We start from the raw sequence: 26,183 nt of genomic DNA on the forward strand, positions 1-26,183 counted from the left end.
CGCGGCGGCGTGGGGGCGGTGACCGCCTCGCGTCTGGCGCGGCCCGCGGCAGCGTGGGGGGTGATCGCCCCGCGTTGGCTCGACCCGCGGCACCGCAGGGGGTGACCGCCCCGCACCTGGCTCGACCCGCGGCAGCGTGGGGGGGGTGACCGCCCCGCCCCTGGCTCGACCCGCGGCACCGCAGGAGGTGACCGACCCGCGCCTGGCTCGACCCGCGGCAGCGCGGGGGCGGTGATCGCCCCCGCGTCATCTCACCCCCTCCCCCTCCGCCAGCAGCCGCACCAGTTCGATCCGTGACCGGATGCCCAACCGTGCGAAGACGCCCCGCAGATGGTGGTCGATCGTGCGGGGGCTGAGGGCCAGTCTCGTCGCGATCTCGCGGTTGGTGGCGCCCTCGGCGGCCATGCGGGCGACCATGAGCTGCTGGGCGGTGAGGCGGGTGGTGGGGTCGTCCGGAGCCGCCGCCGCGGGAGTCGCCGGGGTGCCCAGGGCGCGGAGTTCCGCCCGGGCCTGGGCGGCGCAGTGCGGGGCGCCGAAGTGTTCGAAGGCCTCCAGGGCGCTGTGGAGGCGGTCGCGGGCCTCGGTGCGGTGCCGCAGTCGGCGCAGCGCGCCGCCGAACAGCAGCTCCGTGCGGGCGCGTTCGAAGTCGCGGGTGCCTCGGGCGTGCAGGTCGAGTGCGGTGCGGTAGTGGTCGACCGCTTCGGCGCCGGGCGCCAGCAGGGCCCGGCAACGGGCGCTCAGCGCCAGGTCGTCAGGGCTGCGGACGGCGCTCGCCCATCGGTGGTAGTCGGCGTGCGCGACCCGGGCCACCCGGGTGTCGTCGGTGCGTACGGCGGCCTCGACGTAGTGCGGGGTGGCCAGGTGCCGGATGGCCCGGTGACCGTGACCGGGGCCGAAGCCGGCGAGCGCCCGCAGCCGGGCCGCCGCCGCGGCGAACCGCCCGCTGCTGAGGTCGAGATAGGCGAGCGCCCACTGGGCGAGCGCGGCGGGCAGCCCGAGACCGCGGCCGAGGGCGTACGACCGGGCCGTCGCCGCGCGTTCCCGGCACACGTCGGCGTCGCCCGTGAGCGCCGCGAACATGGCCAGGGCCGCCTGGAGATGGCAGGCGCCGTTGTCCTGGCCGGTGGCGTACGCCTGCCAGAGCGCGTCGGCCGCGGCGGCCTCCCCGGCGCGCGGGCGCCCGGTCCAGAAGTCGGCGTAGGCACGGAACTCCATCGCCTGCGCCACGGCGACCGTCGCGCCGCGCACGCGCGCGGAGGCGGCCGCGCGGACGGTCGCCGCGGTGGCCCGCGTGTGGTCGCCGAGCAGGAGGGCGGCGATGCCCGCGTGGATCAGGAGGGTCGGGTCGCCGCCGGGGCCGCAACGCCCGGCCGTCGCGCCGAGCAGGTCACGCGCGTCCTCGTACCGTCCCTCGAAGGCCGCCGCGAGCCCGCCGAGCGTGCCGGGCGGCTCGATCCCGAGCCTGCGCGCCACCCGGTCGGCCTCCCGGCATCGCCGCAGGTCACCGGTGTAGATGGCGGCCTCGGTGGCCCGGGCGAGGAGGTGCAGGGCGGGGTCGGGGACGTCGAGGGTGGTGACGGTGAGGCGCGATGTGTCTGGTGTTGCGGAAACGTTCCGGCCAACGGGGTCAGGAGCGTCACCGTCGGCACCCTCCTCCCGCACCACAGCCGTCAGCAGCGCGTCGAACGCCTCCGCCGCGTTCCCGGCCCGCAGGGCGAGTACGCCGGTCAGCGCGTCGTCCTCGGTGCGCGCGGTCAGGGCGCGCGCCCGGTCGCCCGCGCCGGACTGCCAGGCGTACACGGCGGCACGTGTCAACAGACGGGTTTGCTCGGCCCGGTCGGGACAGAGCGCGGCCGCGCGTTCGGCGAGGGCGCGGGCCAGCGGGAGGCGGCCCTCGTCGCGGGACCTGGCGGCGGCCGTGGCGAGTTCCGCGGCGAGCCGGGAGCTGGGGCCGAGGGCGCCCGCGCCGCGGTGCCAGGAGCGCAGCGGCGTCTCGCCCTCCGTGCGCAGGACGCGGGCCAGCAGCCGGTGGACGTCGCGTCGGTCGGCCGGGGAGCCGGTCTCGTACGCGGCGATCCTCGTCCAGGCGTCGCGGAAGACGACCCCGTCGGCGCTCGCGTGGGCGAGCCCGGCGGCCTCGGCGGCTTCCAGGGGGCGGGTGTCGAGGCGGGCGGCGGCGACCGCGCGCAGGAAGGCGTGGGTGGCGACCGGGTACTGGTCGGCCGCGGCGAGGAGCAGCAGGAGGCGGGTGTCGTCGGGCAGGGCGCGGATCTCCGCGCGGTGGGCGCGCAGCAGTGAGGGGGCCAGTTCGGCGGGTTCGGCGGGGAGGGGGTCGAGGCCGGCCGAGCGGCGGTCGCCGAGCAGCCGTACGGCCTCGACGGCCGCGCGCGGATCGCCGTGCACGGCGTGCAGGAGCCGTACGCGGACGCCCTCGGGCAGCGCGGAGAGCAGGCCCGGCCACGCGTCCGTGGGGGGCGGTGGCGAAGTGGGGGCAAGGGGCGGGGGGTTCACCGGAGTCACCACGCCATCGACGTTACTGGCGAGTTAATTGACACGTAAAGACCGGCGATTTCGCCGATGCGGCGCGCGTAGACCCGGCCGCACCCTCCTGACAACCCCACCCGTATCAGGAGGCATCATGCAACGCCGCATGCGCCGCATGTCAGCGGCCGTCTCGGCCGTGGTCACCTCGCTCCTTCTGTCGCTCTCCCTGTCCGCGGCCCCCGCTCAGGCCGCGACCCACAATCCGATCGTCTTCGTCCATGGTTTGAGCAGTGACGCGAGCAGTTGGGACGACTGGATCGCCGACTTCAAGGCCGACGGCTACACGTCCTCGGAGCTGTACGCGTTCTCGTACGACTGGTCCAAGTCGAACGTCACCACGGCGAGCCAGCTCTCCACCTACGTCAAGTCCGTGCTCTCCTCGACCGGTGCCTCGAAGGTCGACCTGGTCGTGCACTCGATGGGCGCGCTGAACTCCCGCTACTACCTGAAGAACCTGAGCGGGACGTCGTACGTGGACGACTTCGTGTCGGTGGCCGGGGTCAACCACGGCACGACGACCGCGTCCTGGTGCTCGTGGCTCTACACGTCGTGTGCCGAGATGTACACGGGCAGTTCGTTCCTGACCTCGCTCAACTCCGGCGACGAGACCCCGGGCAGCGTCTCGTACGCGAGCTACTGGTCGAACTGCGACGACGCGCTCACCCCGGACACCACCGCGATCCTCAGCGGCGCCACCAATGTCGAGGTCGGCTGCATCTCGCACACCGACATGAACAACGACTACGGCGTGTACCAGCAGGTGCGCGACTTCGTGGCGTAGCTCCCGGGCGGGAGGTGCACGGATCGTGTACCGGGGGACAATCACGGTAGGGCCCGTCCTTTCGGGAGGTCGCCATGCCGCTACGGTCCGCCGGCTCGGGCAGGTTGCCGAGTGATCCCGTGCACCACCCGCTGTTCGCCCGTTACTACGCCCGTACGAGCGTGGCCGCCGAGACCCGCTGGGGCATGGCCGGGGTGCGTGACCGGCTGCTGTCCGGCCTTTCCGGGCGGGTCATCGAGATCGGCGCGGGCAACGGACTGAACTTCGCGCACTATCCGCGCACGGTCGCGGAGGTCGTGGCGATCGAACCGGAGCGCGGTCTGCGGCAGTTGGCGGTGGAGTCCGCCCTGCGCTCCGGGGTGCCGGTGGACGTGGTGCCGGGCGCCGCGGAGGCGCTGCCGGTGAAGAGCGAGGCCTTCGACGCGGCCGTGGTCTCGCTGGTGCTGTGCAGCGTGCGCGATGTGCCGCGGGCGCTGGCGGAGATACGGCGGGTGCTGCGGCCCGGTGGTGTCCTGCGGTTCTTCGAGCACGGCCGGGGCGGCGGAGCGGCGATGCGCTTCACCCAGCGGGCGCTGGACCGGACGGTGTGGCCACCGCTCGCCGGAGGCTGCCATCTGTCCCGGGAGCCGGTGGCCGCGCTGCGCGAGGCGGGGTTCGAACTCGGGCCCTATCGGCGGGTGTTCATGCCGGAGAACGGGCCCAGGACACCGGCGTCCTTCTGCGTGCTCGGCACCGCCTGGCGCCCGACCGAATGATCACCGGCTCCACTGCCGCAGTTCCTCCGCGATGTCGTGCACCGAGGCCTCCCCGCTCTTGACGAGCCGGGCCAGGTCACGGACCTGCTCGGGCGAGGTGATGACCTTGAGGCCGCTGGCGACGAGGTAGGCGTAGGCGACGGAGGACGCGAACAGCGCGTTGGAGCGCTCCAACGCCGGTACGTGGATCAGGAGTTGGAGCAGGGCGGCAGCGCGGGCCTGCGGGCTGTCGTAGACGGGGACGTCGAATATCTCGGCCTGGTGGCGCGCGACGGCCGCGACGAGGGCGCCCCAGTCGACGACCTGCGGGTCACCCGGGGTCTTCTGTTCGGCGAGCATGAGCAGCCAGGCGAGGTCGATCTTCAATGGGTCGCTCAAGGGATCAGCGACGCCCCGCGCGGTCGTCCCCGAACTCCTCGGCGAACACGCTCTCGTACTGCTTCATGAAGTCGGCCGCCGCGTCCACGAAGGTCTGCCCGACCTCCCCCGCGTCCTGCTTGACCAGTTCTTCGATGTAGCGGTTGACGCTCATGCCGCGGGCCAGGGCGCGTTCGCGAGCCGCGCGGGCGGTGCCCTCGTCCACCCGTACGTTCAGCTGGGTCTTCGCCATACCTAGACGCTAGCGCCGAACCGCTAGCACCGGCAAGGGGTCCACCCGGGGATGGAGATTGCCCCTTACATCGGTATCAGGGGCCCGACCTGGGGTGGAGACGGCCTTGCACTCACGGGGGATATCGGGTGTGGGCGGGGTCACATTACCCTCGGCCGGACAAGGGAGTCGGTACGTCCAGCGAGCGAGGAGGCAGTCTTGTCCACATCTGCTGCGGAGCACGCCCCCGGCCATGCCTCGGCCGACGGGATCGCGGCCCGCGCCCGCGGACTGACCAAGGCGTACGGCTCGGGCGAGACCACGGTGCTCGCCCTGGACGCGGTGGACGTGGACATCGCGCGCGGCCGCTTCACCGCGGTCATGGGGCCGTCCGGCTCCGGGAAGTCGACCCTGATGCACTGCCTGGCCGGGCTCGACAACGTGTCCGCCGGTCAGGTCTGGCTCGGCGACACCGAGATCACGGGGCTGAAGGAGCGCGAGCTGACGCGGCTGCGGCGGGACCGGATCGGGTTCATGTTCCAGTCGTTCAACCTGATCCCGACGCTGAACGCGGCCGAGAACATCACCCTGCCCATGGACATCGCGGGCAAGAAGCCCGACGAGAAGTGGCTGGACCAGGTCATCGACACGCTCGGGCTGCGGGACCGGCTCAAGCACCGGCCCGCCCAGCTCTCCGGCGGTCAGCAGCAGCGGGTGGCGTGCGCGCGGGCGCTGGCCTCCCGGCCGGAGCTGATCTTCGCGGACGAGCCGACCGGCAACCTCGACTCGCGGGCGGGTCTGGAGGTGCTCGGCTTCCTGCGCGACGCCGTGGACGACCTCGGGCAGACCGTCGTCATGGTCACCCACGACCCGGGTGCCGCCGCCCACTCCGACCTGGTGCTCTTCCTCGGGGACGGGCGGATCGTCGACGAGATGGAGCGGCCGACGGCGGAGGCGGTGCTGGAGCGGATGAAGCGGTTCGACGTGATCCGCGGCCAGGCGGACGCCGCCGAGGGCCGGCCCGGCGACGGCGCGCCGCCCGGCGCATCCCCTGACGCCTCCCCCGACATCTCCCCTGACGCGTCCTCCGACGTCTCCCTCGACAAGGACTGAATCGGTGCTGAAGGCGACGCTCCGCAGCTTCCTCGCGCACAAGGGACGGCTGCTGCTGTCCGCGCTGGCCATCGTCCTGTCCGTGGCCTTCGTCGCGGGCAGCCTGATCTTCTCCGACACGGTGACCCGCACCTTCGACCGGCTCTTCGCCTCCACGTCCGCCGATGTGACGGTGGAGCCGAAGGACGACCTCGACTCGCAGGTGCCGACCGGCGAGGCCCGCACCCTGCCCGCCTCCCTGGCACAGCAGGTGGCGAAGGTCGACGGCGTCGCCTCGACCCACGCGGACGTGGGCGTCGAGAACATCACGGTCGTCGACAGCGACAACGAGTCGGTCGGTCCGACGACCGGCGCCCCCACCATCGCCGCCGACTGGTACGTCACCGACCGCAGCCCCGTGAAGCTCACCTCCGGCCATGCCCCACGCGGCGCCGCCGAGGCACTGCTGGACGCGGACACCGCCGACAAGAAGCACGTGAAGATCGGCGACACGCTGACGGTGCTGGCCCAGCCGGGCACGTTCAAGGTCCGGATCGTCGGCATCGCCACCTTCACCACGACCAACCCGGGCGCGGCCCTCGTCTTCCTCGACCCGGCCACCGCCCCGGACCAGCTGCTCGGCTCGCCGGACAAGGCGACGAGCATCTCGGTGGACGCGGCCCCCGGCGTGAGCGACGCGCAGCTCAAGAGGCGGATCGCGGCCACGCTCGACACCGGCGCCTACGACGTGAAGACCGCCGACGAGCAGGCCGACTCCGCCGCGGAGGATCTCGGCGGGTTCCTGGACGTCATCAAGTACGTGATGCTCGGCTTCGCCGGGATCGCGGTGCTGGTCGGCGTGTTCCTGATCGTCAACACGTTCTCCATGCTGATCGCCCAGCGCACCCGGGAGTTGGGGCTGCTCAGGGCGCTCGGCGCGGACCGCCGGCAGGTGCGGCGCTCGGTACTGACGGAGGCGATCCTGCTCGGTCTGGTCGGCTCGACGCTGGGCCTGGCGGCGGGCATCGGGCTCGCGGCGGGCCTGATCAAGCTGATGGGTGTCTTCGGGATGAACCTCAAGACCACGGAGATGGTGGTCGGTTGGGGAACTCCCGTGGCGGCGTACGTCGTCGGTGTCGGCGTCACCTTCGTGGCGGCTTATCTGCCGGCGCGGCGGGCGGCGGGCGTCTCGCCGATGGCCGCGCTCGCGGACGCCGAGATCGCGGGCATCGGAAAGCCGCTCAGGACGCGGGCGATCGTGGGCTCGATCGTCGGGGCGCTCGGCGCGGCGGCGCTGGTGGGCTGTGCGACGGCGACCAAGACGTCCTCGTCCGCGTCCCTGCTGGGGCTCGGCGTCGTCCTCACCCTCATCGCGACCGTGATCGCGGGACCGCTGCTGGTCCGCCCGGTGATCCGGGTCCTCGGCGCGGCCTTCCCGGCCCTGTTCGGCTCGATCGGCCGCATGAGCCAGCGCAACGCCCTGCGCAATCCCCGTCGTACGGGCGCCACGGCGGCGGCCCTGATGGTGGGCCTCGCGCTGGTCGGTGGCATGTCGGTGGCGAGCGCGTCGATGTCGAAGTCCTTCGACCAGCAGATCGACAAGACGCTGGGCGCGGACTTCGTCGTCCAGAACAGCAACTTCGTGCCGTTCTCGCAGACCGTCACCGACGCGGTGCGTGACACCGAGGGCGTCGGGCTCGTCGTACGGCAGCGGTTCGCGCCGCTCGCGGTGCGGTTGCCGGACGGCAAGCGCGTCGAGACGACCGCCGCGGGTTACGACGACAAGGTGGACGACGTCGCCCATGTGACGTACGCGGACGGGGACTCGGCGGCGGCGCTGGCGCCCGGCAGCATGGGCATGGACGTCGACTTCGCCAAGGACCACGACGTACGGATCGGGGACACGCTCCCCGTGGAGTTCCCCGGCGGGCAGCGCACCGAGATGAAGGTCGCCGCCTTCACCGACCAGGACGGCTCCGACGGGTTCGGCATGCAGGGCGGGCTGTTCTTCGGCATCGCCACGGTCGAGAAGTACGTGCCGGGCGGCCAGGACTCCGCGCTGTACGTCAACGCGGCCTCCGGCACGAGCGCCGACCAGCTGCGGGCCCGGCTGGACAAGTCCCTCGACCCGTATCCGCAGGTCCAGGTCCGTGACCTGGCCGACTACAAGAAGCTGGTGCACGACCAGATCGCCGTCCTGCTCTACCTCGTGTACGCGCTGCTCGGCCTCGCGATCGTCATCGCGGTGCTCGGCGTGGTCAACACCCTTGCCCTGTCGGTGGTGGAGCGCACCCGGGAGATCGGGCTGCTGCGCGCCATCGGGCTCGCCCGGCGCCAGCTGCGCCGGATGATCCGCCTCGAGTCGGTGGTGATCGCCGTGTTCGGCGCGGTCCTGGGGCTGGCGCTCGGGCTGGTGTGGGGGGTGTGCGTGCAGCAGGTGCTGGCGTTGCAGGGCATGAACGCGCTCGCGATCCCGTGGACGACGATCGTCGCGGTGGTGGTCGGCTCGGCGGTCGTCGGCATCGTGGCGGCCCTGCTCCCGGCGTTGCGTGCATCGCGCATGAATGTGCTGGCGGCCATCGCGCACGAGTGATGGAATCGGCGTGACCTCAAGTCGTAGGCGATCGAGGAGAGTTCATGCCGCGTCCGTTCCGCTTCGGCGTCAGCCTGATCGACCCCGCGCCCGCCGGGGAGTGGCGCGCCAAGTGTCGCCGGGCCGAGGAGATCGGGTACGACGTGATCCTCGTCCCGGACCATCTGGGCATGCCCGCGCCCTTCCCGGCGCTGGTCGCGGCGGCCGCGGCCACCGAACGGCCCCGGCTCGGCACGTTCGTGCTCAACGCGGGTTTCTGGAACCCGGCGTTGCTCGCCCGCGAGGTGGCGACGACGGAGGCGCTGACGGACGGGCGTCTCGAACTGGGCCTGGGCACCGGGTACGTACAGGCGGAGCACGACCGGGCCGGGCTGCCCTTCGGGACGCCCCGCGCGCGTGTGGACCATCTCCGGCACACGGTCGAGGAGTTGGGGCGGCTCCTCGATGCGAAGGTGCCGCTGCTGCTCGGCGGAAACGGCGAGCGGATGCTGCGGCTCACCGCCGAGCACGCGGACATCGCCGCGTTCACGGGCGCGTATCTGGTGCCGGGGAACACCGAGGGCAAGCTGGTGCCGACGACCCTCGCGGAGTTCGACGCGCGGTTCGCCCGGTACCGGGAGCTGGCGGCCGGGCGCGCGGAACCGGCCGAACTCAACCTGCTCATCCAGATGGTGGTCGTCACAGACGACCCGGAGGCCGCCGTACGACCGCTCGTCGACCGGGTCCCGGGCTTCACCGTCGAACAGGCGCTGGAGCTGCCCATCCTGCTGGTCGGCAGCCAGGCGGAGGTCACCGCGAAGGTGCGCGCGCTGCGCGAGACGTACGGGTTCAGCTATCTGACCGTGCTGGAGCCGCACATGGAGGCGTTCGCGCCGGTCGTCGCGGAGCTGGGCGGCAAGTGACCGGCCGGCGTCCGGATGCCGTCCGGATGCTGGAATTCCGGGTCTCGCCGCCGAGTGCGTGATGGGATCGTCGTATGACTGAACTGCACATCAGGGCCGCCGCCCCCGAGGACCTCGACGCCGTGCTGGCCTTCTGGAAGACGGCCGCCGAGGGCACGAGCATCAGCGACGACCGGGACGGCGTCGAGCGGCTCGTCGCCCGGGACCCCGAGGCGCTGATCCTGGCCGAACGGGACGGCGAACTGGTCGGCACGGTGATCGCGGGCTTCGACGGCTGGCGCTGCCATCTGTACCGGCTCGCGGTGCATCCGGAGCGTCGCCGCCAGGGCATCGGCTCGGCGCTGCTCGCCGCCGCGGAGGAACGGTTCGTGGCGCTCGGCGGGCGCCGCGGGGACGCGATGGTGCTGGTGCGCAACGAGACGGGACAGGCGGCATGGCGGGCGGCCGGGTACGCGCCGGAGGAGAAGTGGCGGCGCTGGGTGAAGCACCTCACGGTCTGAGCGGCTCACGGGTATGGGTCTGAAGGTTTAAGTGGTCTGAAGGTTTAAGTGGTTTTACTTTTCCTTTGCCATGGGTAGGTCACCCGACCTCCCGGCGAAAGGTGTGGGCTGCCACGCCCTGTCCGATCATGGGACGGAGGTGACCCGATGACCGAAGTGCTCCTGCTGCTCGTGGCGATCCTGCTCTCCGTGGCCTGTGGCGCCTTCGTGGCCGCGGAGTTCTCGCTGACCACGGTCGAGCGCGGCGCCCTGGAGCGGGCCGTGGAGCGCGGCGAGCGGGGCGCGTCGGGCGCCCTGAAGGCCGTACGGAATCTGACCTTCCAGCTCTCCGGGGCGCAGCTCGGCATCACCGTCACCAACCTGGTCGTCGGCATGCTGGCCGAGCCGTCGATCGCCAAGCTGATCGCCGGCCCGCTGGAGTCGCTCGGCATCTCCGCGTCGACGGCCTCCTCACTCGCGCTGGTGCTGGGTACGGCGCTGTCGACGGTGTTCCTGATGGTCGTCGGCGAGCTGGTCCCGAAGAACTGGGCGATCTCCTCGCCGCTGGCCGTGGCCAAACGGGTCGGCAACGCGCAGCGCTGGTTCAGCGCCGCGTTCCGGCCCTTCATCACGCATCTCAACAACACCGCCAACCGTGTCGTACGGCGTCTCGGCGTGGAGCCCACCGAGGAGCTGGCCGCCGCGCGCGGACCGCAGGAGCTGGCGGCGCTGGCCCGCTACTCCGCCAAGGAGGGCGCGCTGGAGGCCGACACCGCCGAACTCTTCGTACGCACCCTGAACCTCGCGGACCTCACCGCGGAGAACGTGATGACGCCGCGCGTGCAGGTCATCGCGCTGGACGCGCAGGCGACCTGCGAGGACGTCGCCAACGCCACGCGCGCGACCGGGCTGTCCCGCTTCCCGGTCTACCGCGGCAACCTCGACTCGGTCGTGGGCACCGCGCACATCAAGGACGTCCTGACCGTCCCCGCCGAGCGTCGGCCCAGGGTGCCCGTCTCCGAACTGATGCGCGAGCCGCTGCTCGTACCGGAGTCCCTCACCGTGGACCGGCTCCTGGACCGGCTGTCCGGGAAGCGCACGATGGCCGTGGTCATCGACGAGTACGGCGGCACGGCCGGGGTGGCGACGCTGGAGGACATCGTCGAGGAGGTCGTCGGCGAGGTCCGCGACGAGCACGACCCGCACGAGACGCCCGACCTCGCCGCCGCCGGGAACGACGACGAGGGCCGCGCGCTGTACTCGGCCGACGGCTCGGCCCGCGTCGACCAGCTCGCGCGCGTGGGGCTGCGGGCGCCCGAGGGGCCGTACGAGACGCTGGCGGGGCTCGTGGCGACCGAGCTGGGCCGTATCCCTGTCGTCGGCGACACGGTCGAGGTCACCGGGTGGCGGCTGGACGTCGTGGACGCCTCGGGGCGCCGGGCCGCGCGGGTGCTGCTGCACGCGCCGCTCGACGATCCTCAGGACGGGGAGGTCGGGCCGTGACCGCCGTCCAGCTGCTGATCGGTTTCGCGACCCTCGTGGTCAACGCGTTCTTCGTGGGAGCCGAGTTCGCGCTGATCTCCGTGCGCCGCAGCCAGATCGAGCCGTATGCCGAGGACGGCGACCGGCGCGCCGACAGTGTGCTGTGGGGGCTGCGGCACGTGTCGGCGCTGATGGCGGCCGCGCAGCTCGGCATCACGCTGTGCACCCTGGTCCTGGGTGTCGTCGCCGAACCGGCGATCGCGCATCTGCTGGAGCCGGTGTTCCACGCGCTGGGCGTGCCGAAGGGCGCGGGGCACGCGGTGTCGTTCGTGATCGCGCTGACCTTGGCGACCTATCTGCACATGCTGCTCGGCGAGATGGTGCCGAAGAACATCGCGCTGGCGGAGCCGGTGCGCAGCGCGCTGATGCTCGGCCCGCCCCTGGTCACCCTGGCCCGGGGGCTGCGCCCGGTGATCTTCGCGATCAACGCCTTCGCGAACGCCCTGCTGCGGCTGCTGAGGATCGAGACCAAGGACGAGGTCACGGCGACCTTCTCGGACGCCGAGCTGGCCCGCCTGGTGAAAGACTCCGACGAGGCGGGGCTGATCGACGACCGCACCCGGGAGCGGCTGCACGACGCGCTGGAGCTGGGCCGCCGCCCGGTGGGCGACGTGGTGCTCCCGCTGGAACGCGTCGTCTACGCGCGCGTGGGCGTCACTCCCGAGGAGCTGGAGCGGCTGTCGGCCGAGTCCGGGTTCTCCCGGTTCCCGGTCGTGGACGAGACCCGCAGGATCGTCGGTTATCTGCATGTGAAGGACGCGTTGGACGCCTCGCCGCGGGACGTGCCGTTCCGGGTGCGCGAGATGCGGCCCATCGCGCGCGTGCGGGAGAGCACACCGCTGGACGACGTGCTGACCGCGATGCGGGGCAGCCGGACGCATCTGGCGGCGGCGGTCGGGGACGACGGGCGGCTGGCGGGGCTGGTGACGATGGAGGACGTGCTGCGCAGGCTGTTCGGGCAGCGGGCCTGAGCGCTGCGAGGCCCCCGGGGGCCGGCCGCCGCGCCTGAGTCCGGGGTCACGCGGAGGGGACCGACCACCGGGTATGTGCACGGGATACCATTTCTGTCGCCATGCAGAAGAACCCCACACACACCAGCCTCGTCGCGGTCGGCGACTCCTTCACCGAGGGCATGTCGGACCTGCTGCCGGACGGCACCTACCGCGGTTGGGCCGATGTCCTGGCCGGCCGGATGGCCGCCCGCACGCCCGGTTTCCGCTACGCGAACCTCGCGGTGCGCGGCAAGCTGATCCAGCAGATCGTCGACGAGCAGGTCGACGTCGCGGCGGCCATGCAGCCGGACGTGATCACGCTGGTCGGCGGGCTGAACGACACCCTGCGCCCCAAGTGCGACATGGTCCGCGTACGGGATCTGCTGACCGAGGCCGTGGAGCGGCTCGCCCCCTCCTGCAAGCAACTGGTCCTCATGCGCAGCCCCGGCCGCGAGGGCCCCGTCCAGCAGCGCTTCCGGCCGCGCATGGAGGAGTTGTTCGCCTGCGTCGACGAGCTGGCCGAGCGGCACGGCGCCCTGGTCGTCGACCTGTACGGGGCGCCGTCGCTGAGCGACCCGCGCATGTGGGACGTGGACCGGCTGCACCTCACCCCCGAGGGGCACCGCCGGGTCGCGGAGGCCGTGTGGCAGACGCTCGGCTACGACCCCGAGGACACCGAGTGGCGTACGCCGATGCCGGCGACGGTGCCGCCGCACTGGCTCGCGCGGCGCATCGCCGACGCCCGCTTCGCCAAGCAGCACCTGCTGCCCTGGATCGGTCGGCGCCTGACGGGCCGGTCGTCCGGGGACGGACTGCCGCCGAAGCGGCCGGAACTGCTGCCGTACCAGGACCCGACGGCCTGACCTGGCGTGACGCAGGTCTCGTAGGTTCCGCCGAAGCCACCCATGGCGCTGGCCTGCACGATTCGCCAGTAGAATCCGTACACGTGACTTCTGCGCCCGCCAAGCCCCGCATCCCGAACGTCCTCGCCGGACGCTACGCCTCCGCCGAGCTCGCCACGCTCTGGTCGCCCGAGCAGAAGGTGAAGCTCGAGCGGCAGCTCTGGCTCGCCGTGCTGAAGGCCCAGAAGGACCTCGGCATCGAGGTCCCGGACGCGGCGATCGCCGACTACGAGCGTGTCCTCGACACCGTCGACCTGGCCTCCATCGCCGAGCGCGAGAAGGTCACCCGGCACGACGTGAAGGCACGGATCGAGGAGTTCAACGACCTCGCCGGGCACGAGCACGTTCACAAGGGCATGACCTCGCGCGACCTCACCGAGAACGTCGAGCAGCTCCAGATCCGGCTGTCCCTGGAGCTGATGCGCGACCGTACGGTGGCCGTGCTGGCCCGTCTCGGCAAGCTGGCCGGCGAGTACGCCGAGCTGGTCATGGCCGGCCGCTCCCACAACGTGGCCGCGCAGGCCACGACGCTGGGCAAGCGGTTCGCGACCGCCGCCGACGAGCTGCTCGTCGCGTACGGCCGCGTCGAGGAGCTGCTCGGCCGCTACCCGCTGCGCGGCATCAAGGGCCCGGTCGGCACCGCGCAGGACATGCTGGACCTGCTGGGCGGGGACGCCGGCAAGCTGGCCGACCTGGAGGACCGGATCGCGCAGCACCTGGGCTTCTCGCAGGCGTTCACGTCGGTCGGCCAGGTCTACCCGCGCTCGCTGGACTACGAGGTCGTCACCGCGCTGGTGCAGCTGGCGGCGGCGCCTTCGTCCCTCGCCAAGACGATCCGTCTGATGGCCGGGCACGAGCTGGTGACCGAGGGCTTCAAGCCGGGCCAGGTGGGCTCCTCGGCGATGCCGCACAAGATGAACACGCGGTCCTGCGAGCGCGTCAACGGCCTGATGGTCATCCTGCGCGGCTACGCGTCGATGACCGGCGAGCTGGCGGGCGACCAGTGGAACGAGGGCGACGTGTCCTGCTCGGTGGTGCGCCGGGTCGCGCTGCCGGACGCGTTCTTCGCGCTGGACGGTCTGCTGGAGACGTTCCTGACCGTGCTCGACGAGTTCGGCGCCTTCCCGGCGGTCGTGGCCCGGGAGCTGGACCGCTACCTGCCGTTCCTCGCCACCACCAAGGTGCTGATGGGCGCGGTCCGCGCGGGCGTCGGCCGTGAGGTCGCGCACGAGGCGATCAAGGAGAACGCCGTGGCGTCGGCGCTGGCGATGCGCGAGCAGGGTGCCGAGCGCAACGAGCTCCTCGACAAGCTGGCCGCCGACGAGCGCATCCCGCTCGACCGGGCCCAGCTGGACGCGCTGATGGCCGACAAGCTGTCCTTCACGGGCGCCGCGGCCGACCAGGTCGGCGTGGTCGTCGGCCGGATCGAGGAGATCGCGAAGCAGCACCCGGAGGCCGCCGGTTACACCCCCGGAGCCATCCTCTGACGCGCTTCACCGCCGCCGAGCTGGAGGCCGCCCGCGACCGTCTGGTACCGGACGTCGTCGCGGACGGTCTCCGCGTGCTGTTCTGCGGGATCAACCCCGGTCTGATGACGGCGGCGACGGGCCATCACTTCGCCCGTCCGGGCAACCGCTTCTGGCCGGTGCTGCATCTGTCGGGCTTCACGCCTCGGCTGCTGAAGCCGGCGGAGCAGCAGGAGTTGCTGTCGTACGGGCTCGGTATCACGAACGTCGTGGCGCGGGCGACCGCGCGGGCGGACGAGCTGAGCGCGGAGGAGTATCGCGAGGGCGGGCGGCGACTGGCGCTGAAGGTGGCGCGGTTGCGGCCGCGCTGGCTGGCGGTCGTCGGGGTGACCGCGTACCGGGCGGCGTTCGACGACAAGAAGGCCCAGGTGGGTCCGCAGGGGCGGACGATCGGGGACACGCGCGTGTGGGTGCTGCCGAATCCGAGCGGGCTGAACGCGCACTGGACGGCGGCGACGATGGCCGAGGAGTTCGCGCGGCTGCGGCTGGCGGCGGAGGCCTGACCGGTCACGGTGGGGCCGTCTCCGTGACGGCGGCCCATATCCGTGGCCGGTTCTCGTCCTCCCGGTCGGCCACCGCCAGGGTGACCCGGCGGATGCTGTCGGACACCTCCCACGTCCGCACGTCGATGGCCAAGTCGGTGAGCAACGCCCAGGGTTCGGGTATCTCCTCACCTCGCGCGATGCGCTCCTCCAGGGTCACGGTCCCCCAGCGTGCCGCCTCCCCCCATCTCTGTGTGAACCGTTCGACGAGCGCCGCCTCGTACGCGTAGCAGTCGCTCACGTCCGGCCAGTCCCCCGGCCCTAACCACGCGATGTGGTAGCGCTCGTGCTCCGAGGGAAAGTCCCGGGCGCACAGTTGGTCGATCAGGGCGAGGTCCTTCGCGATGTCCATGTGATCCAGTAAACCGGGCCCCACTGACAACTGGTGTGCCGTCAGGCATCCCTGCGCCGCACGCTCCACGCAGCCGCGGTGATCGCCGCCGCGGTCCACAGCGCGGTCACCGCCAGCCCGGACCACGGCCCCAACCGCCCGTCGTACGTCTCGTACAGCACGATCTGGCCCGCCCGGTCGGGCATGAAGTCGGTGACGCCGCCGGGTACGTCCCCGACGACGAACGAGACGACGAGGATGAACGGGATCAGCAGCGACAGGGCTCCCACGCCGCTGCGCAGCAACGCCGCCAGGCCCGCCGCGAACAGCGCCATCAGCATGATGTAGACGCCGCAGCCCACGACGCCGCGCGCCTGTTCGCCGACGCTGAGGCCGCTCGCCGCGTCGCCGAGGCCCGCGCGGGCGACGGCAAGAGCGGCGAAGGCGGTGACGAGGCCCACCAGCAGGGCCGGTACGACGATGGCGGTGAGCTTGGCCGTGAACCACCGCCCGCGCTGCGGCACCGCGGCGAGCGAGAGCCGGAGTCCACCCCCGTGGAACTCCGAGGAGACCGCCATGGCACCGAAGGAGATCGCGGCGATCTGGCCGGGCATGACGCCGGACAGTGCCATGAACAGCGGGTCGAACTCCGGGTCGGAGGTCTCGGAGACGCCGGCGATCGCGGAGAACGCCGTGGTCGCCGCGAACAGCGCCAGCAGCGCCCCGAGCAGGGAGCGGAGCGTGCGGATCTTCAGCCACTCCGCTTGAAGGACGGGAACGAACAGCATCTCAGGCCTCCTGCGGCTGTGCGGTGAACTCGGTCTCGGTGGCGGTGAGGTCCAGATACGCCTGCTCCAACGTGGCCTCCTCAGCGGCCAGTTCGAGAAGGGGGACGCCGGCGGCGGAGGCGAGGCGTCCGATGTCGTCCACGCGTGCGTGCCGCACGCTCCAGTGCCCGTCCTCGTGTTCGGCGGCGTCGTGACCGTGCTCGGCGAGGACCGCCTTGAGGGCGGTGGGGTCCGTGGTGCGGACGCGTACGCTCGGCTGCACGCGCGCGTGGATGAACTCCCGCATCGGGGTGTCCGCGAGGAGCCGGCCGCGGCCCAGCACCACGAGGTGGTCGGCGAAAGACGCGGTCTCGTTCATCAGGTGGCTGGAGACCAGGACCGTGCGCCCCTCCCCCGCGAGCCGGCGCAGCAACTCCCGGATCCAGATGATGCCTTCGGGGTCGAGCCCGTTGGAGGGCTCGTCGAGCATCACCACCTCGGGGTCGCCGAGCAGGGCGGCCGCGATGCCGAGGCGCTGGCGCATGCCCAGGGAGTACGTCTTCACCCGGCGCCGGGCCGCCGGAGCGAGGCCGGTCTCCTCCAGCAGTTCGTCCACGCGGCGGCCCGGGATGCGGTTGCTCGCGGCCAGCGTGCGCAGATGGTCGCGGCCGGTGCGCGAGCCGTGCGCGGCCTGCGCGTCGAGCAGGGCGCCCACGTGGCGCAGCGGCTCCTGGAGCGTGGGGTAGGCGCGGCCGCCGACCGTGGCGGTGCCGGACGTCGGCCGGTCGAGGCCGAGGACGAGCCGCAGGGTGGTGGACTTTCCGGCGCCGTTGGGGCCGAGGAATCCGGTGACACGGCCGGGGAGGACGGTGAAGGTGAGCTCGTCCACGGCTCGCCGGGTGCCGAACTCCTTGGTGAGGGCCTGGACTTCGATGCTGGTCATGGCAGCAGCCTCGCCGCCGGGGGCGGGTCGGGGCCTCCCCCGCGGGTGGAGATCGTCTCCCCCGTGCGGGGGAGGCTCGCTGTCAGTGGCGGCTGGCACGATGACGCAATGGCCCGCTTGCTGCGCCCGTTCGGTCGGGCGGTGACGTACACACGATTGCTGCATCTGTACATCGCGATCGTGTGGCCGTCCATGTGGCTGTTCATCGAGGAGGCCTGGTGGACCTGGGTGGTGGCGGGTGTGGTGCTCGCCCCGGCCGGGCTGGTGCCGGCGATGCGGACCGTGGAGGGGTTGCAGGCAAGGCTGCTGCTGACCGGTCACCGGCACGACAGCGAGAGCACCGAGATCGTCGTCGCACCCTCCGCGTCCTGGAGCGACCGGGGGCGGGTGGTCCTCTGGCTGGAGGCGCGGCTCCTGCTGGGCTGCGCGACCTCGATGTTCACCTTCCAACTCCTTCTGGCGACCGTGGACCTGACGCTGTCCCCGTTCGGCGCCGACGCCGACGAGGGCGTGCTGTTCCTGCTCGACGGCCACCATTGGTGGCACTTGCTGCTGGCGCCTGTGACGCTCGCGGTCCTGGCGGCGTCCGTGGTGGGCTCGGGGCACTTCATCACCGCACTCGCCCGCCGTCTCCTCGGCCCTTCCCCGGCCGACCGGCTCGCCGCCATGGAGGAGCGCACCGAGCAACTCCTGGAGCGCACCCGCATCGCCCGTGAGCTGCACGACTCCATCGGCCACGCCCTCACCGTGGCCGTCGTCCAGGCAGGAGCGGCCCGGGCGGCCGACGATCCGGCGTTCACCGACCGGGCCCTGGACGCCATCGAGGAGACCGGCCGGGCCGCCCTGGAGGACCTGGAACGCGTCCTCGGCATCCTGCGCGAGTCCGAGCGGCCGGTCAGCAGCCGCCCGACGCTGGCGGACGCCGACCGGTTGCTGGAGTCCGCGCGGGCGTCGGGCGCGAAGGTCGAGGTCGACATGACCGGCCCCCTCGACACCGTCCCCGGGCCGGTCTCCCGCGAGGGGTACCGCATCCTCCAGGAGTCGCTGACCAATGTGCTGCGGCACGCGGGCGCCGTCCCCGTCCGGGTCCGGGTCACGGTGGCCGGCGGCGCGCTCGTGCTGGAGGTCCGCAATCCGCTCACCGCCGACATAGCCGGGCCCGGCAGAGGCAGCGGGCTGCGCGGGATACGCGAGCGCGCGGCACTGCTGGGCGGGCGGGCCCACACCGGGCCGGACCAGGGTGACTGGCAGGTGCATGTAGAGCTGCCGGCGCGCTGATCTACGCTGGCCGGATGCCGGTCACCGTTCTCCTCGTCGACGACGAACCCCTCGTACGCGCGGGTCTGCGGGCCGTGTTGGAGGCGCAGCCCGACATCGAGGTGGTCGGGGAGGCGGCGGACGGGGCGGCGGTCATTCCGCTGGTACGGCAGCTGCGGCCGGACGTGGTGGCCATGGACGTACGGATGCCGCTGCTGGACGGGATCGAGGCCACGCGCGCGGTGCTGCGGACGGTGGCCGAGCCACCGAAGATCCTCGTGGTGACCACGTTCGAGAACGACGAGTACGTGTACGAGGCGCTGCGGGCCGGGGCCGACGGGTTCCTGCTGAAGCGGGCGCGGCCGGCCGAGATCGTGCACGCGGTGCGGCTGGTCGCCGAGGGCGAGTCACTGCTGTTCCCGGCGTCGGTGCGGCGGCTCGCCGCGGAGTACGGGGAGGGCGACGGGAACCGCGCGGCCCGCGCGGTGATGGAACGGGCGCAGTTGACCGAGCGGGAGGCCGAGGTGCTGCGGCTGATGGCGCGGGGGCTGTCGAACGCGGAGATCGCCGAGCGGCTGGTGGTGGGGACGGAGACGGTGAAGTCCCATGTGAGCGCCGTCCTGGCCAAGCTGGGGGCGCGGGATCGCACGCAGGCGGTGATCGCGGCGTACGAGTCGGGGTTCGTGGCGCCCGGCTGACCGGAGCGACGAACGGCGCCCTCGGGGCAGCAAGCGATCTCTGCGTCCCCGCACTCGCCGGGGTCCGCCGTGCCGAGTACGATCCGGCCAACACGCGCACTAGCTGGGAGGACGGACGGTGGGGCGGCTGACCGGCGGGGATCCCTCGCTGCTGCGGAGGATCAACTCCGCGGTGGTGCTGCACGCGCTGCGCGCCACGGACTGCGCGACGCTCACCGAGATCACCCGCGTGACGGGCCTGTCCCGGCCGACGGTCGAAGGTGTGGTCGAGGGACTGATCGAGGCCGGGTACGTCGTCGAGAAGGCCGCGGACGAGAGCGTCGTACGGCGTCAGGGGCGGCCCGCGCGGCGGTTCCGGTTCCGGGCCGAGGCCGGTCATCTGCTGGGCCTCGACATCGGCTCGCACCGGGTGGCCGCGCTTCTGTCCGACCTCGACGGCCGGGTGCTCGGCGCGGTCGCGAAGGACGTGTCCGAGTCTGCCCCCGCCGACGAGCGGTTGGAGCGGCTGCGGACCGCGGTGGCGGAGCTGCTGCGCCGGGCCGGGGTGTCACGGGACTCGCTGCGGGCCGTGGGGGTGGCCTCGCCGGGGATCGTGGAGGCGGACGGCACGGTGCGGCTGTGTGCCGCGCTGCCCGAGTGGACGGGGCTGCGGCTCGGCGAGCGGCTGAGCCGGTCCTTCAAGTGCCCGGTGCTGGTGGAGAACGACGCCAACGCCGCGGCGGTCGCCGAGCACTGGAAGGGTGCGGCCACCGAGTCGGACGACGTGGTGTTCGTGCTGGCCGGGTTGAGTCCGGGGGCCGGGTCGCTGATCGGGGGGCGGCTGCACCGGGGGTTCGGCGGGGCGGCGGGTGAGATCGGCGCGCTGCATCTGCTGGGCCGTGAGGTGACGCCGGAGACGCTGCTGTCCACCACGGACGAGCCGTTGCACCCGCTCGACGAGCAGGCGGTCGCCGAGGTCTTCGCGCAGGCCCGCGAGGGCGATCAGCGGGCCCGCGCGGCCGTCGAACGCTTCATCCAGCGACTCGTCCACGACGTGGCCGCGCTCGCCCTCGCCCTCGACCCGGAGCTGGTGGTGATCGGCGGCTGGGCGGCCGGTCTGGACGGCGTACTGGAGCCGCTGCGACGGGAGTTGGCGCGCTACTGTCTCCGGCCGCCGAAGGTCACCCTGTCGCTCCTCGGCGAGGCGGCGGTGGCGACGGGCGCGCTGCGGCTGGCCCTGGACCACGTGGAGGAGCAGCTCTTCGCGGTGGAGGGCACGGTGACGGCGCGGCGGTGAGCGCTGCACGGGCAGTGCCGGACAGATCGTGGTCCGGCTGTGCGCCCGTAACGTGGCCGCTGATCGCGCGGCTGGGCGCTGTGGCTCGGCCGCTGATCGCGCGGCTGGGCACTGTAGCTCGGCCGCTGGTCGCGCGGCTGGGCACTGCGGCTCGGCCGCTGGTCGCGCGGCTGGGCACTGGACGCATCGGGGGCGACGGGCTTGGCGGCAAGTACCCGGCGAGCTGCCGTCGGCGTGCCCCGGCCGCACGTGGACGCGGCCCCGCGCCCCTTCCAGGCGCGTCGGGGAGCCACCCGGATCGACCCGCGCCCGGGACGTCGTCCAGGCGCGGGTCGTGGCGTGCTGCGGTGTTCAGGACGCCTGGCGTTCCGGATGCTGGTGGATCTCCACGCCGCCGGAGTCGCCGAAGGTCAGCCGGCAGGTGTCGGCGCGGTACGTGGCGACGGAGAGCGCCGCGGTGCGGCCCCCGGCGAAGAAGCGGGTGGTGACGACGAGGACGGGGGCGCCCGGCAGCCGGTCCAGCTGCTTGGCGTCGTCCGCGCGGGCCGAGCCGAGCTCGACCGCGCTGTCCTGCCCCTCCAGCTCCAGCCGCTGCAACTCACGCAGCACGGCACGCGCGCGTGCCGTCCCGGAGGGGGCGTCGATGGCCGACAGGTCGGGCACCGACGACTGCGGGACGTAGAGCAGTTCCGCGGCGACGGGCTGGCCGTGGGTCATCCGGGAGCGGCGCACGATGTGCACGGTGTCCTCGGGGCCGGTCTCCAGCGCGACGGCGACGGCGGCCGGCGGGAGCTCCAGCGCGCTGTCGGCGAGCTGCCAGGCGTCGGTGGCCGTGCCCGGCCAGGCGTGCTGCTCGGTGCCGACCGCGACCCCCACGCGCGGCGGCGCGACCGTCGTACCGACTCCGCGACGGCGCTGGAGGCGGCCTTCCAGTTCGAGCTGTTCGAGGGCCTGGCGGAGCGTGGCGCGGGCGACGCCGAAGCGGGCGGCGAGGTCTCGCTCGTTGGGCAGGATCTCGCCCACGGAGAACTCGGAGTCCAAGGCCTCACTGAGCACCGTCTTGAGATGCCAGTACTTCGGTTCCGGCACCGATTCCAGTTGCGTGGTCCCCACCCTGTCCTCCGCAATCGCCGTGGTCCGGCGGCGTTTTAGCGCCCTTGTTTATTAAAGGTTGTTGCACTTCTCTGCGACCATAGGGCGGCCCCCACCCTTGGTCAAGACCAATCCTCGATCCCTCGCGGCACTCACAGGGACGGCGCCGCGGAGCGTTCACGAAGCGTTCGTACCGGGCGGTGTTCGTGACATGACGGCAAAGCCCCCGTCGTAGGGGACGGGGGCTTCGAGCGCGGGCGCCGCTAGGCAGAAAGCGATTGCAGCTTGTCGGGGTTGCGCACGATGTAGACGGACTGGATGCGGCCGTCGGCGATGTCCACCTGGAAGACCGAGTCGGGCTTGCCACCGGACAGGACCAGCACCGCGGGGCCGCCGTTCACCTCGACGAAGCGCCAGGTCATGTCCTCGACACCCTTGCGGGCGGCACCGACGACGAAACGGCCCACGTGATCCGCCGTCTCGAGGACCCGCAGCGGTGCCCTCGACTTGCCGCCGCTGTCGCCGACGAGGCGGACGTCCGGCGCCAGCATCGACATGAGCCCCTCCAGGTCGCCCTCCGCGGCGGCGGCGAGGAAGCGTTCGGTGAGGTCCCGGCGCTGCACGGGGTCGACCTCGTAGCGGGGCCGGCGTTCCTCGACGTGCTTGCGGGCCCGTCCGGCGAGCTGGCGTACCGCGGGCTCCTCGCGCTCCAGCATGGCGGCGATGTCCGCGTACGGGTACGCGAAGGCCTCCCGGAGCACGAACACCGCGCGTTCCAGGGGCGAGAGCGACTCCAGGACGACGAGGACGGCGAGTGAGACGGAGTCGGCGAGCACGGCCTGCTCCGCGGTGTCCGGGACGACGTCCCCGAAGTCGGTGACGTACGGCTCCGGCAGCCACGGGCCGACGTAGGCCTCGTGGCGCGCCTTGATCTGGCGGAGCCGGTCGATGGCGAGGCGGGTCGTGATCCGCACGAGGTAGCCGCGCGGCTCGCGCACGTCGTCCCGGTCGGCTCCCGACCAGCGCAACCAGGCTTCCTGGACGACGTCTTCCGCGTCGGCCACCCGCCCCAGCATGCGGTAGGCCACTCCCAGCAGGACGGGGCGGTGCTCTTCGAATACGTCGGTCACGGTGTCGGTACTCACGACTCCATCCCATCCGACGCACCCCGTGCTGTCCAGGCGGAATCAGGGGTCCGACCCACAAGGGCTACCCGCCGGTAGTAATTGCTGACAAGCTGTCTACGCAGCGTCCGTCAGCGAGCCCCAGACGAGGAGCACACCCCCATGGCCGCCACCGTCTCGTTCAAGGTCCCTTCCCCGCACGGCCCGCGGTCGGTGACCGTCGACTACGCGCGCGTGGGCAGCGGTGAGCCGCTGCTCCTGCTGCACGGCATCGGTCACCACCGGCAGGCCTGGGACCCGGTCGTGGACATCCTGGCCACCGAACGCGACGTGATCGCCGTGGACCTGCCCGGCTTCGGTGCCTCCCCGGGGCTGCCCGACGGACTCTCGTACGACCTGGCCAGCACGACCGCCGTGTTCGGCGCGCTCTGCGAGGAGCTGGAGCTGGACCGGCCGCATGTGGCGGGCAACTCGCTCGGCGGTCTGCTCGCCCTGGAACTCGGCCGGGAGAAGCTCGTACGGTCCGTCACCGCGCTGTCTCCCGCGGGCTTCTGGTCGGAGGCCGAGCGGCGCTACGCCTTCTCCGTGCTGCTCGCGATGCGGGGCATCGCCCAGCGGATGCCGCTGCCCCTGGTCGAGCGGCTGTCGCGGTCGGCGGCCGGCCGGACCGCGCTGACGAGCACCATCTACGCCCGCCCGGGCCGCCGTTCACCCGAGGCCGTCGTCGCCGAGACGCTCGCGCTGGTGAACGCCACGGGCTTCGCCGACACCCTCCGCGCGGGCGGTTCGGTGCGGTTCACGGACGACATCCCCGGCATCCCCGTCACCGTGGCCTGGGGCAGCAAGGACCGGCTCCTGCTGCGTCGCCAGGGAGTCCGCGCCAAGCAGATCATCCCCAAGGCCCGCCTCGTGCGGCTGCCCGGCTGCGGCCACTGCCCGATGAACGACGACCCGGCGCTCGTCGCGCGCGTGATCCTGGACGGCAGCCGCTGACGTCGTCCTGTTCCTGATGAACGCCCCTGATCCCAGGGCGACTCCGGCGCCGACGAGGCCGCTGCCGACTGCCTGGGCGGCGCCGTAGGCGCCCGTGCCGACGAGCGGGGCGGTGCAGGCCGCGGCGACCGGGATGAGGCCGGAGAACAGCGTGGCGCGCTCCGCGCCGATCCGCTGCATGCCCATGTACCAGTACACGAAGCCGACGACCGTGACGACCGCCGCCTGCCACAGCAGCGCGGCGGCCTCGGTGCCGTCGGGCCTGCGCAGCCATGCCGTGCCGTCCATGGCCAACCCCGCCGCCAGGGACTCGGCCGCGGCGACGCCGCACACCGTGGCGGACAGCAGCCGCGGGCCCAAGGGACGCAGCACGGGCACGGCGAGGACCGCGAAGCCGACCTCACCGGCCAGGGCGCAGACGGAGTAGGCGATCCCGGCCGCGTCCGTGCGCCCCCAGCCCTGGACCGTGAAGGCCCCGACGGCCACGAGCAACGCCCCGTACAGGACGACGCGTTGCGGCCGACGCCCGTCGAGCGCCGGGACGACGACGGCGACCACGACCGGCGCGCAGCCCACGAAGACGCCCGGGACGGCCGGTTCCGCGGTCCGTTCGGCGGCGATGACGGCCATGTTGAACGCGACCATGCCGACGGCCGAGAGGAGTGCCAGGCGGCCCCATGAGCGCGGTCCCAGCGCCCGCAGCCGGGCGGGGGCGCCCCGCCCGGCGAGGGGCAGGAGCAGCAGGCAGGCCAGGCCGTAGCGGAGGAACTGGCCGCCCGCGTACGGGTAGTCGCCGAGCTTGCTGTTGGCCGTGAAGGACGCGCCGACGAGGACGCACGCGAACCCGGCGAGCAGCGCTCCGCGGGTGGTGGTGGCGTTCATGGGAGCGACGCTAGGCAGCGGGGCGGTCCGGTTTAAGGTCCATTTGTGGGACGTGATCGGGGACCAATCGGGACGGGTGCGGGGAGCGTGGCGTGGACGTAGGAGAGGCGGAGTCGGCGCCGGTGGTGCGGCAGGGCTCGGTCGCCTGGGAAGTGCTGCTTCCGGCGGCTTCCGCCCCCGCACGCGCGCGTGGGCGGTCGTTGCAGGCCGCCTTGCGGGAGGCGGTGCGGTCGGGTCGGCTCGCGCCGGGCACACGGTTGCCGTCGAGCCGGGATCTGGCGGCGGACCTCGGGGTGTCGCGGGGGCTGATCACGGAGGCGTACGAGCAGTTGGCGGCTGAGGGGTATCTGCGCAGCGGCCGGGGCGCGGGGACCTGGGTGGGCGGTGCCGTACGGGCCGCATCGGCACGCGCGCGTGACCTCGCGCCGCGTCCGCCGGGCGCCCGGGCCGACTTCGTGCCGGGGACGCCGGACCTGTCGCTGTTTCCGCGGACCGCCTGGGCGGCGGCCCAGCGCGCGGTGCTGGCGGAGCTGCCGCACCACGAGCTCGGCTATCCCGACCCGCGCGGGCTGCCCCGGCTGCGGACCGCGCTGGCCGAACTCCTCGCGCGCCGCCGGGGCGTGGTCGCCGATCCGGAGCGGATCGTGGTGGTCTCCGGGGTGGCCCAGGCGACGACACTGCTCGGCTTCGCACTCCACGCGCGCGGGCTGCGCACGGTGGGCGTCGAGGATCCCGGCAGCCCGCAGCACGACGACCTCTACGCGGCGGCGGGCGTCACCCCGGTGCCCGTCCCGCTGGACGACGAGGGGCTCGCCCTGGGGCCGCTGCGGGCGTCGGGCGTACGGGCGGTCGTGACGACGCCCGCCCATCAGTACCCGACCGGCATTGCCTGCTCCGCGCGGCGCCGGGCCGAACTCCTCGACTGGGCGCGCTCGGTGGACGGGTTCCTCCTGGAGGACGACTACGACGGCGACTTCCGCTACGACCGCGCCCCCGTCGGCGCGCTCCAGGGCCTCGACCCCGAGCGGGTGGCGTACGCGGGCTCGGTCAGCAAGTCCCTCGCCCCGGGGCTGCGGCTGGGCTGGCTGCTCGTACCGGAGGCGCTCGCCGACGAGGTGATCGAGCGCAAGCGGACCATGGACCTCGGTCATCCCACCCTCGACCAGGCGGCGTTCACCCGGTTTGTGGAGCGCGGCGACTACGACCGTCAGCTGCGCCGCTGCCAGCACGCCTACCGCGAGCGGCGCGACGCGCTCGTGGCCGCGCTGGAGGAGCACTTCCCCGGTGCGCGGGTGTCCGGGATCGCCGCCGGACTGCATGTCATCGCCACGCTGCCGCGGCGGTACGGGCCCGAGGCACGCTTCCTCACCCGGGTGGCCGCGGCCGGAGTGGCCGTACGTCCGCTGTCGGCGTGCACGCACGCGCGTACCGGTGACTCGGCGGAGGTGCGGCTCGTGGTCGGCTACGCGCACCTCTCGCCCGCGCGCATCCGTGAGGGCATACGGCTGATGGCCGAGGCAGGCTCTCAATGACCGCCCGACGCTGAAGGCCTCGCACGCGCGGGCTCTGTCTCGAAACGCC

Annotated in this window: 24 protein-coding genes and 1 pseudogene; 16 read left to right on the forward strand and 9 right to left on the reverse strand. The window is 72.7% G+C overall.

The window, feature by feature from the left end; all coding sequences use genetic code 11:
- Window positions 1-246 precede the first annotated feature (246 nt).
- Complete coding sequence (locus IQ210_RS07400; RefSeq protein ID WP_194078023.1) at window positions 247-2,523, reverse strand: helix-turn-helix transcriptional regulator; 2,277 nt, start codon at window positions 2,521-2,523, stop codon at window positions 247-249.
- A gap of 115 nt (window positions 2,524-2,638) precedes the next feature.
- On the opposite strand from IQ210_RS07400, the gene IQ210_RS07405 reads away from it, so the two are divergent.
- Together IQ210_RS07405 and IQ210_RS07410 are read left to right on the forward strand one after the other, a co-directional pair.
- On the forward strand, window positions 2,639-3,325 hold the full coding sequence (locus tag IQ210_RS07405) for an esterase/lipase family protein (protein ID WP_194078024.1): 687 nt from the start codon (window positions 2,639-2,641) through the stop codon (window positions 3,323-3,325).
- A 74-nt stretch (window positions 3,326-3,399) separates the two neighbouring features.
- Window positions 3,400-4,080 (forward strand): class I SAM-dependent methyltransferase, encoded by a 681-nt coding sequence (locus IQ210_RS07410; protein ID WP_194078025.1) that lies wholly within the window; start codon window positions 3,400-3,402, stop codon window positions 4,078-4,080.
- On the opposite strand, the gene IQ210_RS07415 is transcribed toward IQ210_RS07410, so the two are convergent.
- Both IQ210_RS07415 and IQ210_RS07420 read right to left on the reverse strand, forming a co-directional pair.
- Window positions 4,081-4,419 (reverse strand): fic family toxin-antitoxin system, toxin component, encoded by a 339-nt coding sequence (locus tag IQ210_RS07415; protein ID WP_194078220.1) that lies wholly within the window; start codon window positions 4,417-4,419, stop codon window positions 4,081-4,083. It lies immediately after the preceding gene.
- A 43-nt stretch (window positions 4,420-4,462) separates the two neighbouring features.
- Window positions 4,463-4,690, reverse strand: coding sequence for an antitoxin (locus tag IQ210_RS07420; RefSeq protein WP_194078026.1), 228 nt, complete (start codon window positions 4,688-4,690; stop codon window positions 4,463-4,465).
- 198 nt (window positions 4,691-4,888) lie between these two features.
- Here IQ210_RS07420 and IQ210_RS07425 point away from each other — a divergent pair, with 198 nt between their 5' ends.
- The 9 genes from IQ210_RS07425 (at window position 4,889) to mug (ending at window position 15,200) form a co-directional block, all read left to right on the forward strand.
- Window positions 4,889-5,782 carry an ABC transporter ATP-binding protein gene (locus tag IQ210_RS07425; protein ID WP_194078027.1) on the forward strand — a complete coding sequence of 298 codons (894 nt, stop codon included), beginning with the start codon at window positions 4,889-4,891 and terminating at the stop codon, window positions 5,780-5,782.
- A gap of 4 nt (window positions 5,783-5,786) precedes the next feature.
- A complete protein-coding gene (locus IQ210_RS07430; protein ID WP_194078028.1) occupies window positions 5,787-8,354 on the forward strand; it encodes an ABC transporter permease in 2,568 nt (855 codons plus the stop codon).
- A gap of 44 nt (window positions 8,355-8,398) precedes the next feature.
- Window positions 8,399-9,256, forward strand: coding sequence for a TIGR03621 family F420-dependent LLM class oxidoreductase (locus tag IQ210_RS07435; RefSeq protein ID WP_194078029.1), 858 nt, complete (start codon window positions 8,399-8,401; stop codon window positions 9,254-9,256).
- Window positions 9,257-9,330: 74 nt separating this feature from the next.
- A complete protein-coding gene (locus IQ210_RS07440; RefSeq protein ID WP_194078030.1) occupies window positions 9,331-9,756 on the forward strand; it encodes a GNAT family N-acetyltransferase in 426 nt (141 codons plus the stop codon).
- Window positions 9,757-9,903: 147 nt separating this feature from the next.
- Window positions 9,904-11,238 carry a hemolysin family protein gene (locus IQ210_RS07445; RefSeq protein WP_194078031.1) on the forward strand — a complete coding sequence of 445 codons (1,335 nt, stop codon included), beginning with the start codon at window positions 9,904-9,906 and terminating at the stop codon, window positions 11,236-11,238.
- The gene (locus IQ210_RS07450; RefSeq protein ID WP_194078032.1) at window positions 11,235-12,248 is read left to right on the forward strand and encodes a hemolysin family protein; all 1,014 of its coding nucleotides are present in this window, start codon (window positions 11,235-11,237) and stop codon (window positions 12,246-12,248) included. The genes IQ210_RS07445 and IQ210_RS07450 overlap by 4 nt, the downstream gene beginning before the upstream one ends.
- Window positions 12,249-12,349: 101 nt before the next feature.
- Window positions 12,350-13,132, forward strand: a complete 783-nt coding sequence (locus IQ210_RS07455) for an SGNH/GDSL hydrolase family protein (RefSeq protein WP_194078033.1) — start codon at window positions 12,350-12,352, stop codon at window positions 13,130-13,132.
- Between the two features lie 83 nt (window positions 13,133-13,215).
- On the forward strand, window positions 13,216-14,658 hold the full coding sequence (purB, locus tag IQ210_RS07460; RefSeq protein WP_194078034.1) for an adenylosuccinate lyase: 1,443 nt from the start codon (window positions 13,216-13,218) through the stop codon (window positions 14,656-14,658).
- Entirely contained in the window at window positions 14,655-15,200 is a 546-nt protein-coding gene (gene mug, locus IQ210_RS07465) for a G/U mismatch-specific DNA glycosylase (RefSeq protein WP_194078221.1), read from the forward strand. Before purB ends, mug begins: the two co-directional genes overlap by 4 nt.
- A 4-nt stretch (window positions 15,201-15,204) precedes the next feature.
- Here mug and IQ210_RS07470 read toward each other — a convergent pair whose 3' ends face one another.
- The 3 genes from IQ210_RS07470 to IQ210_RS07480 are packed head-to-tail and all read right to left on the reverse strand — an operon-like array spanning window position 15,205 to window position 17,280.
- On the reverse strand, window positions 15,205-15,591 hold the full coding sequence (locus tag IQ210_RS07470; protein WP_194078035.1) for a hypothetical protein: 387 nt from the start codon (window positions 15,589-15,591) through the stop codon (window positions 15,205-15,207).
- Window positions 15,592-15,632: 41 nt separating this feature from the next.
- Complete coding sequence (locus IQ210_RS07475; protein WP_194078036.1) at window positions 15,633-16,358, reverse strand: ABC transporter permease; 726 nt, start codon at window positions 16,356-16,358, stop codon at window positions 15,633-15,635.
- A 1-nt stretch (window position 16,359) separates the two neighbouring features.
- Window positions 16,360-17,280: an ABC transporter ATP-binding protein gene (locus IQ210_RS07480; protein ID WP_194078037.1), complete on the reverse strand. Its 921-nt coding sequence runs from the start codon at window positions 17,278-17,280 to the stop codon at window positions 16,360-16,362.
- Window positions 17,281-17,388: 108 nt separating this feature from the next.
- Here IQ210_RS07480 and IQ210_RS07485 point away from each other — a divergent pair, with 108 nt between their 5' ends.
- The 3 genes from IQ210_RS07485 to IQ210_RS07495 all read left to right on the forward strand — a co-directional run bounded on the left by IQ210_RS07485 (window position 17,389) and on the right by IQ210_RS07495 (window position 20,511).
- Window positions 17,389-18,558: a sensor histidine kinase gene (locus IQ210_RS07485; protein ID WP_194078038.1), complete on the forward strand. Its 1,170-nt coding sequence runs from the start codon at window positions 17,389-17,391 to the stop codon at window positions 18,556-18,558.
- A gap of 14 nt (window positions 18,559-18,572) precedes the next feature.
- Window positions 18,573-19,235: a response regulator gene (locus IQ210_RS07490; protein ID WP_194078039.1), complete on the forward strand. Its 663-nt coding sequence runs from the start codon at window positions 18,573-18,575 to the stop codon at window positions 19,233-19,235.
- A 118-nt stretch (window positions 19,236-19,353) separates the two neighbouring features.
- Window positions 19,354-20,511: an ROK family protein gene (locus IQ210_RS07495; protein ID WP_194078040.1), complete on the forward strand. Its 1,158-nt coding sequence runs from the start codon at window positions 19,354-19,356 to the stop codon at window positions 20,509-20,511.
- A 351-nt stretch (window positions 20,512-20,862) separates the two neighbouring features.
- Here IQ210_RS07495 and IQ210_RS07500 read toward each other — a convergent pair whose 3' ends face one another.
- The gene (locus IQ210_RS07500; RefSeq protein WP_194078041.1) at window positions 20,863-21,624 is read right to left on the reverse strand and encodes a GntR family transcriptional regulator; all 762 of its coding nucleotides are present in this window, start codon (window positions 21,622-21,624) and stop codon (window positions 20,863-20,865) included.
- A 242-nt stretch (window positions 21,625-21,866) separates the two neighbouring features.
- Complete coding sequence (locus IQ210_RS07505) at window positions 21,867-22,748, reverse strand: RNA polymerase sigma-70 factor (RefSeq protein WP_194078042.1); 882 nt, start codon at window positions 22,746-22,748, stop codon at window positions 21,867-21,869.
- A 141-nt stretch (window positions 22,749-22,889) separates the two neighbouring features.
- Between IQ210_RS07505 and IQ210_RS07510 the strand changes: the two genes are divergently transcribed.
- Complete coding sequence (locus IQ210_RS07510) at window positions 22,890-23,720, forward strand: alpha/beta fold hydrolase (RefSeq protein ID WP_194078043.1); 831 nt, start codon at window positions 22,890-22,892, stop codon at window positions 23,718-23,720.
- Window positions 23,721-24,197: 477 nt separating this feature from the next.
- On the opposite strand, the pseudogene IQ210_RS48625 reads toward IQ210_RS07510, so the two are convergent.
- Window positions 24,198-24,602 (reverse strand): annotated as a pseudogene (locus IQ210_RS48625) (EamA family transporter); the annotation flags it as partial.
- A gap of 92 nt (window positions 24,603-24,694) precedes the next feature.
- Here IQ210_RS48625 and pdxR point away from each other — a divergent pair.
- Window positions 24,695-26,134 (forward strand): MocR-like pyridoxine biosynthesis transcription factor PdxR, encoded by a 1,440-nt coding sequence (gene pdxR, locus IQ210_RS07520; RefSeq protein ID WP_322656323.1) that lies wholly within the window; start codon window positions 24,695-24,697, stop codon window positions 26,132-26,134.
- Window positions 26,135-26,183 lie beyond the last annotated feature (49 nt).

The sequence above is a fragment of the Streptomyces justiciae genome, from assembly GCF_015163075.1.
Classification (GTDB): Bacteria; Actinomycetota; Actinomycetes; order Streptomycetales; family Streptomycetaceae; genus Streptomyces; species Streptomyces justiciae.

Bases quoted from the DNA above. Each gene is read 5' to 3' on its own strand.
- IQ210_RS07405 (WP_194078024.1), top strand. From the start codon at position 2,639: ATGCAACGCCGCATGCGCCGCATGTCAGCGGCCGTCTCGGCCGTGGTC.
- IQ210_RS07410 (WP_194078025.1), top strand. From the start codon at position 3,400: ATGCCGCTACGGTCCGCCGGCTCGGGCAGGTTGCCGAGTGATCCCGTG.
- IQ210_RS07415 (WP_194078220.1), bottom strand. From the start codon at position 4,419: ATGCTCGCCGAACAGAAGACCCCGGGTGACCCGCAGGTCGTCGACTGG.
- IQ210_RS07420 (WP_194078026.1), bottom strand. From the start codon at position 4,690: ATGGCGAAGACCCAGCTGAACGTACGGGTGGACGAGGGCACCGCCCGC.
- IQ210_RS07435 (WP_194078029.1), top strand. From the start codon at position 8,399: ATGCCGCGTCCGTTCCGCTTCGGCGTCAGCCTGATCGACCCCGCGCCC.
- IQ210_RS07440 (WP_194078030.1), top strand. From the start codon at position 9,331: ATGACTGAACTGCACATCAGGGCCGCCGCCCCCGAGGACCTCGACGCC.
- IQ210_RS07445 (WP_194078031.1), top strand. From the start codon at position 9,904: ATGACCGAAGTGCTCCTGCTGCTCGTGGCGATCCTGCTCTCCGTGGCC.
- IQ210_RS07455 (WP_194078033.1), top strand. From the start codon at position 12,350: ATGCAGAAGAACCCCACACACACCAGCCTCGTCGCGGTCGGCGACTCC.
- IQ210_RS07470 (WP_194078035.1), bottom strand. From the start codon at position 15,591: ATGGACATCGCGAAGGACCTCGCCCTGATCGACCAACTGTGCGCCCGG.
- IQ210_RS07475 (WP_194078036.1), bottom strand. From the start codon at position 16,358: ATGCTGTTCGTTCCCGTCCTTCAAGCGGAGTGGCTGAAGATCCGCACG.
- IQ210_RS07480 (WP_194078037.1), bottom strand. From the start codon at position 17,280: ATGACCAGCATCGAAGTCCAGGCCCTCACCAAGGAGTTCGGCACCCGG.
- IQ210_RS07485 (WP_194078038.1), top strand. From the start codon at position 17,389: ATGGCCCGCTTGCTGCGCCCGTTCGGTCGGGCGGTGACGTACACACGA.
- IQ210_RS07490 (WP_194078039.1), top strand. From the start codon at position 18,573: ATGCCGGTCACCGTTCTCCTCGTCGACGACGAACCCCTCGTACGCGCG.
- IQ210_RS07510 (WP_194078043.1), top strand. From the start codon at position 22,890: ATGGCCGCCACCGTCTCGTTCAAGGTCCCTTCCCCGCACGGCCCGCGG.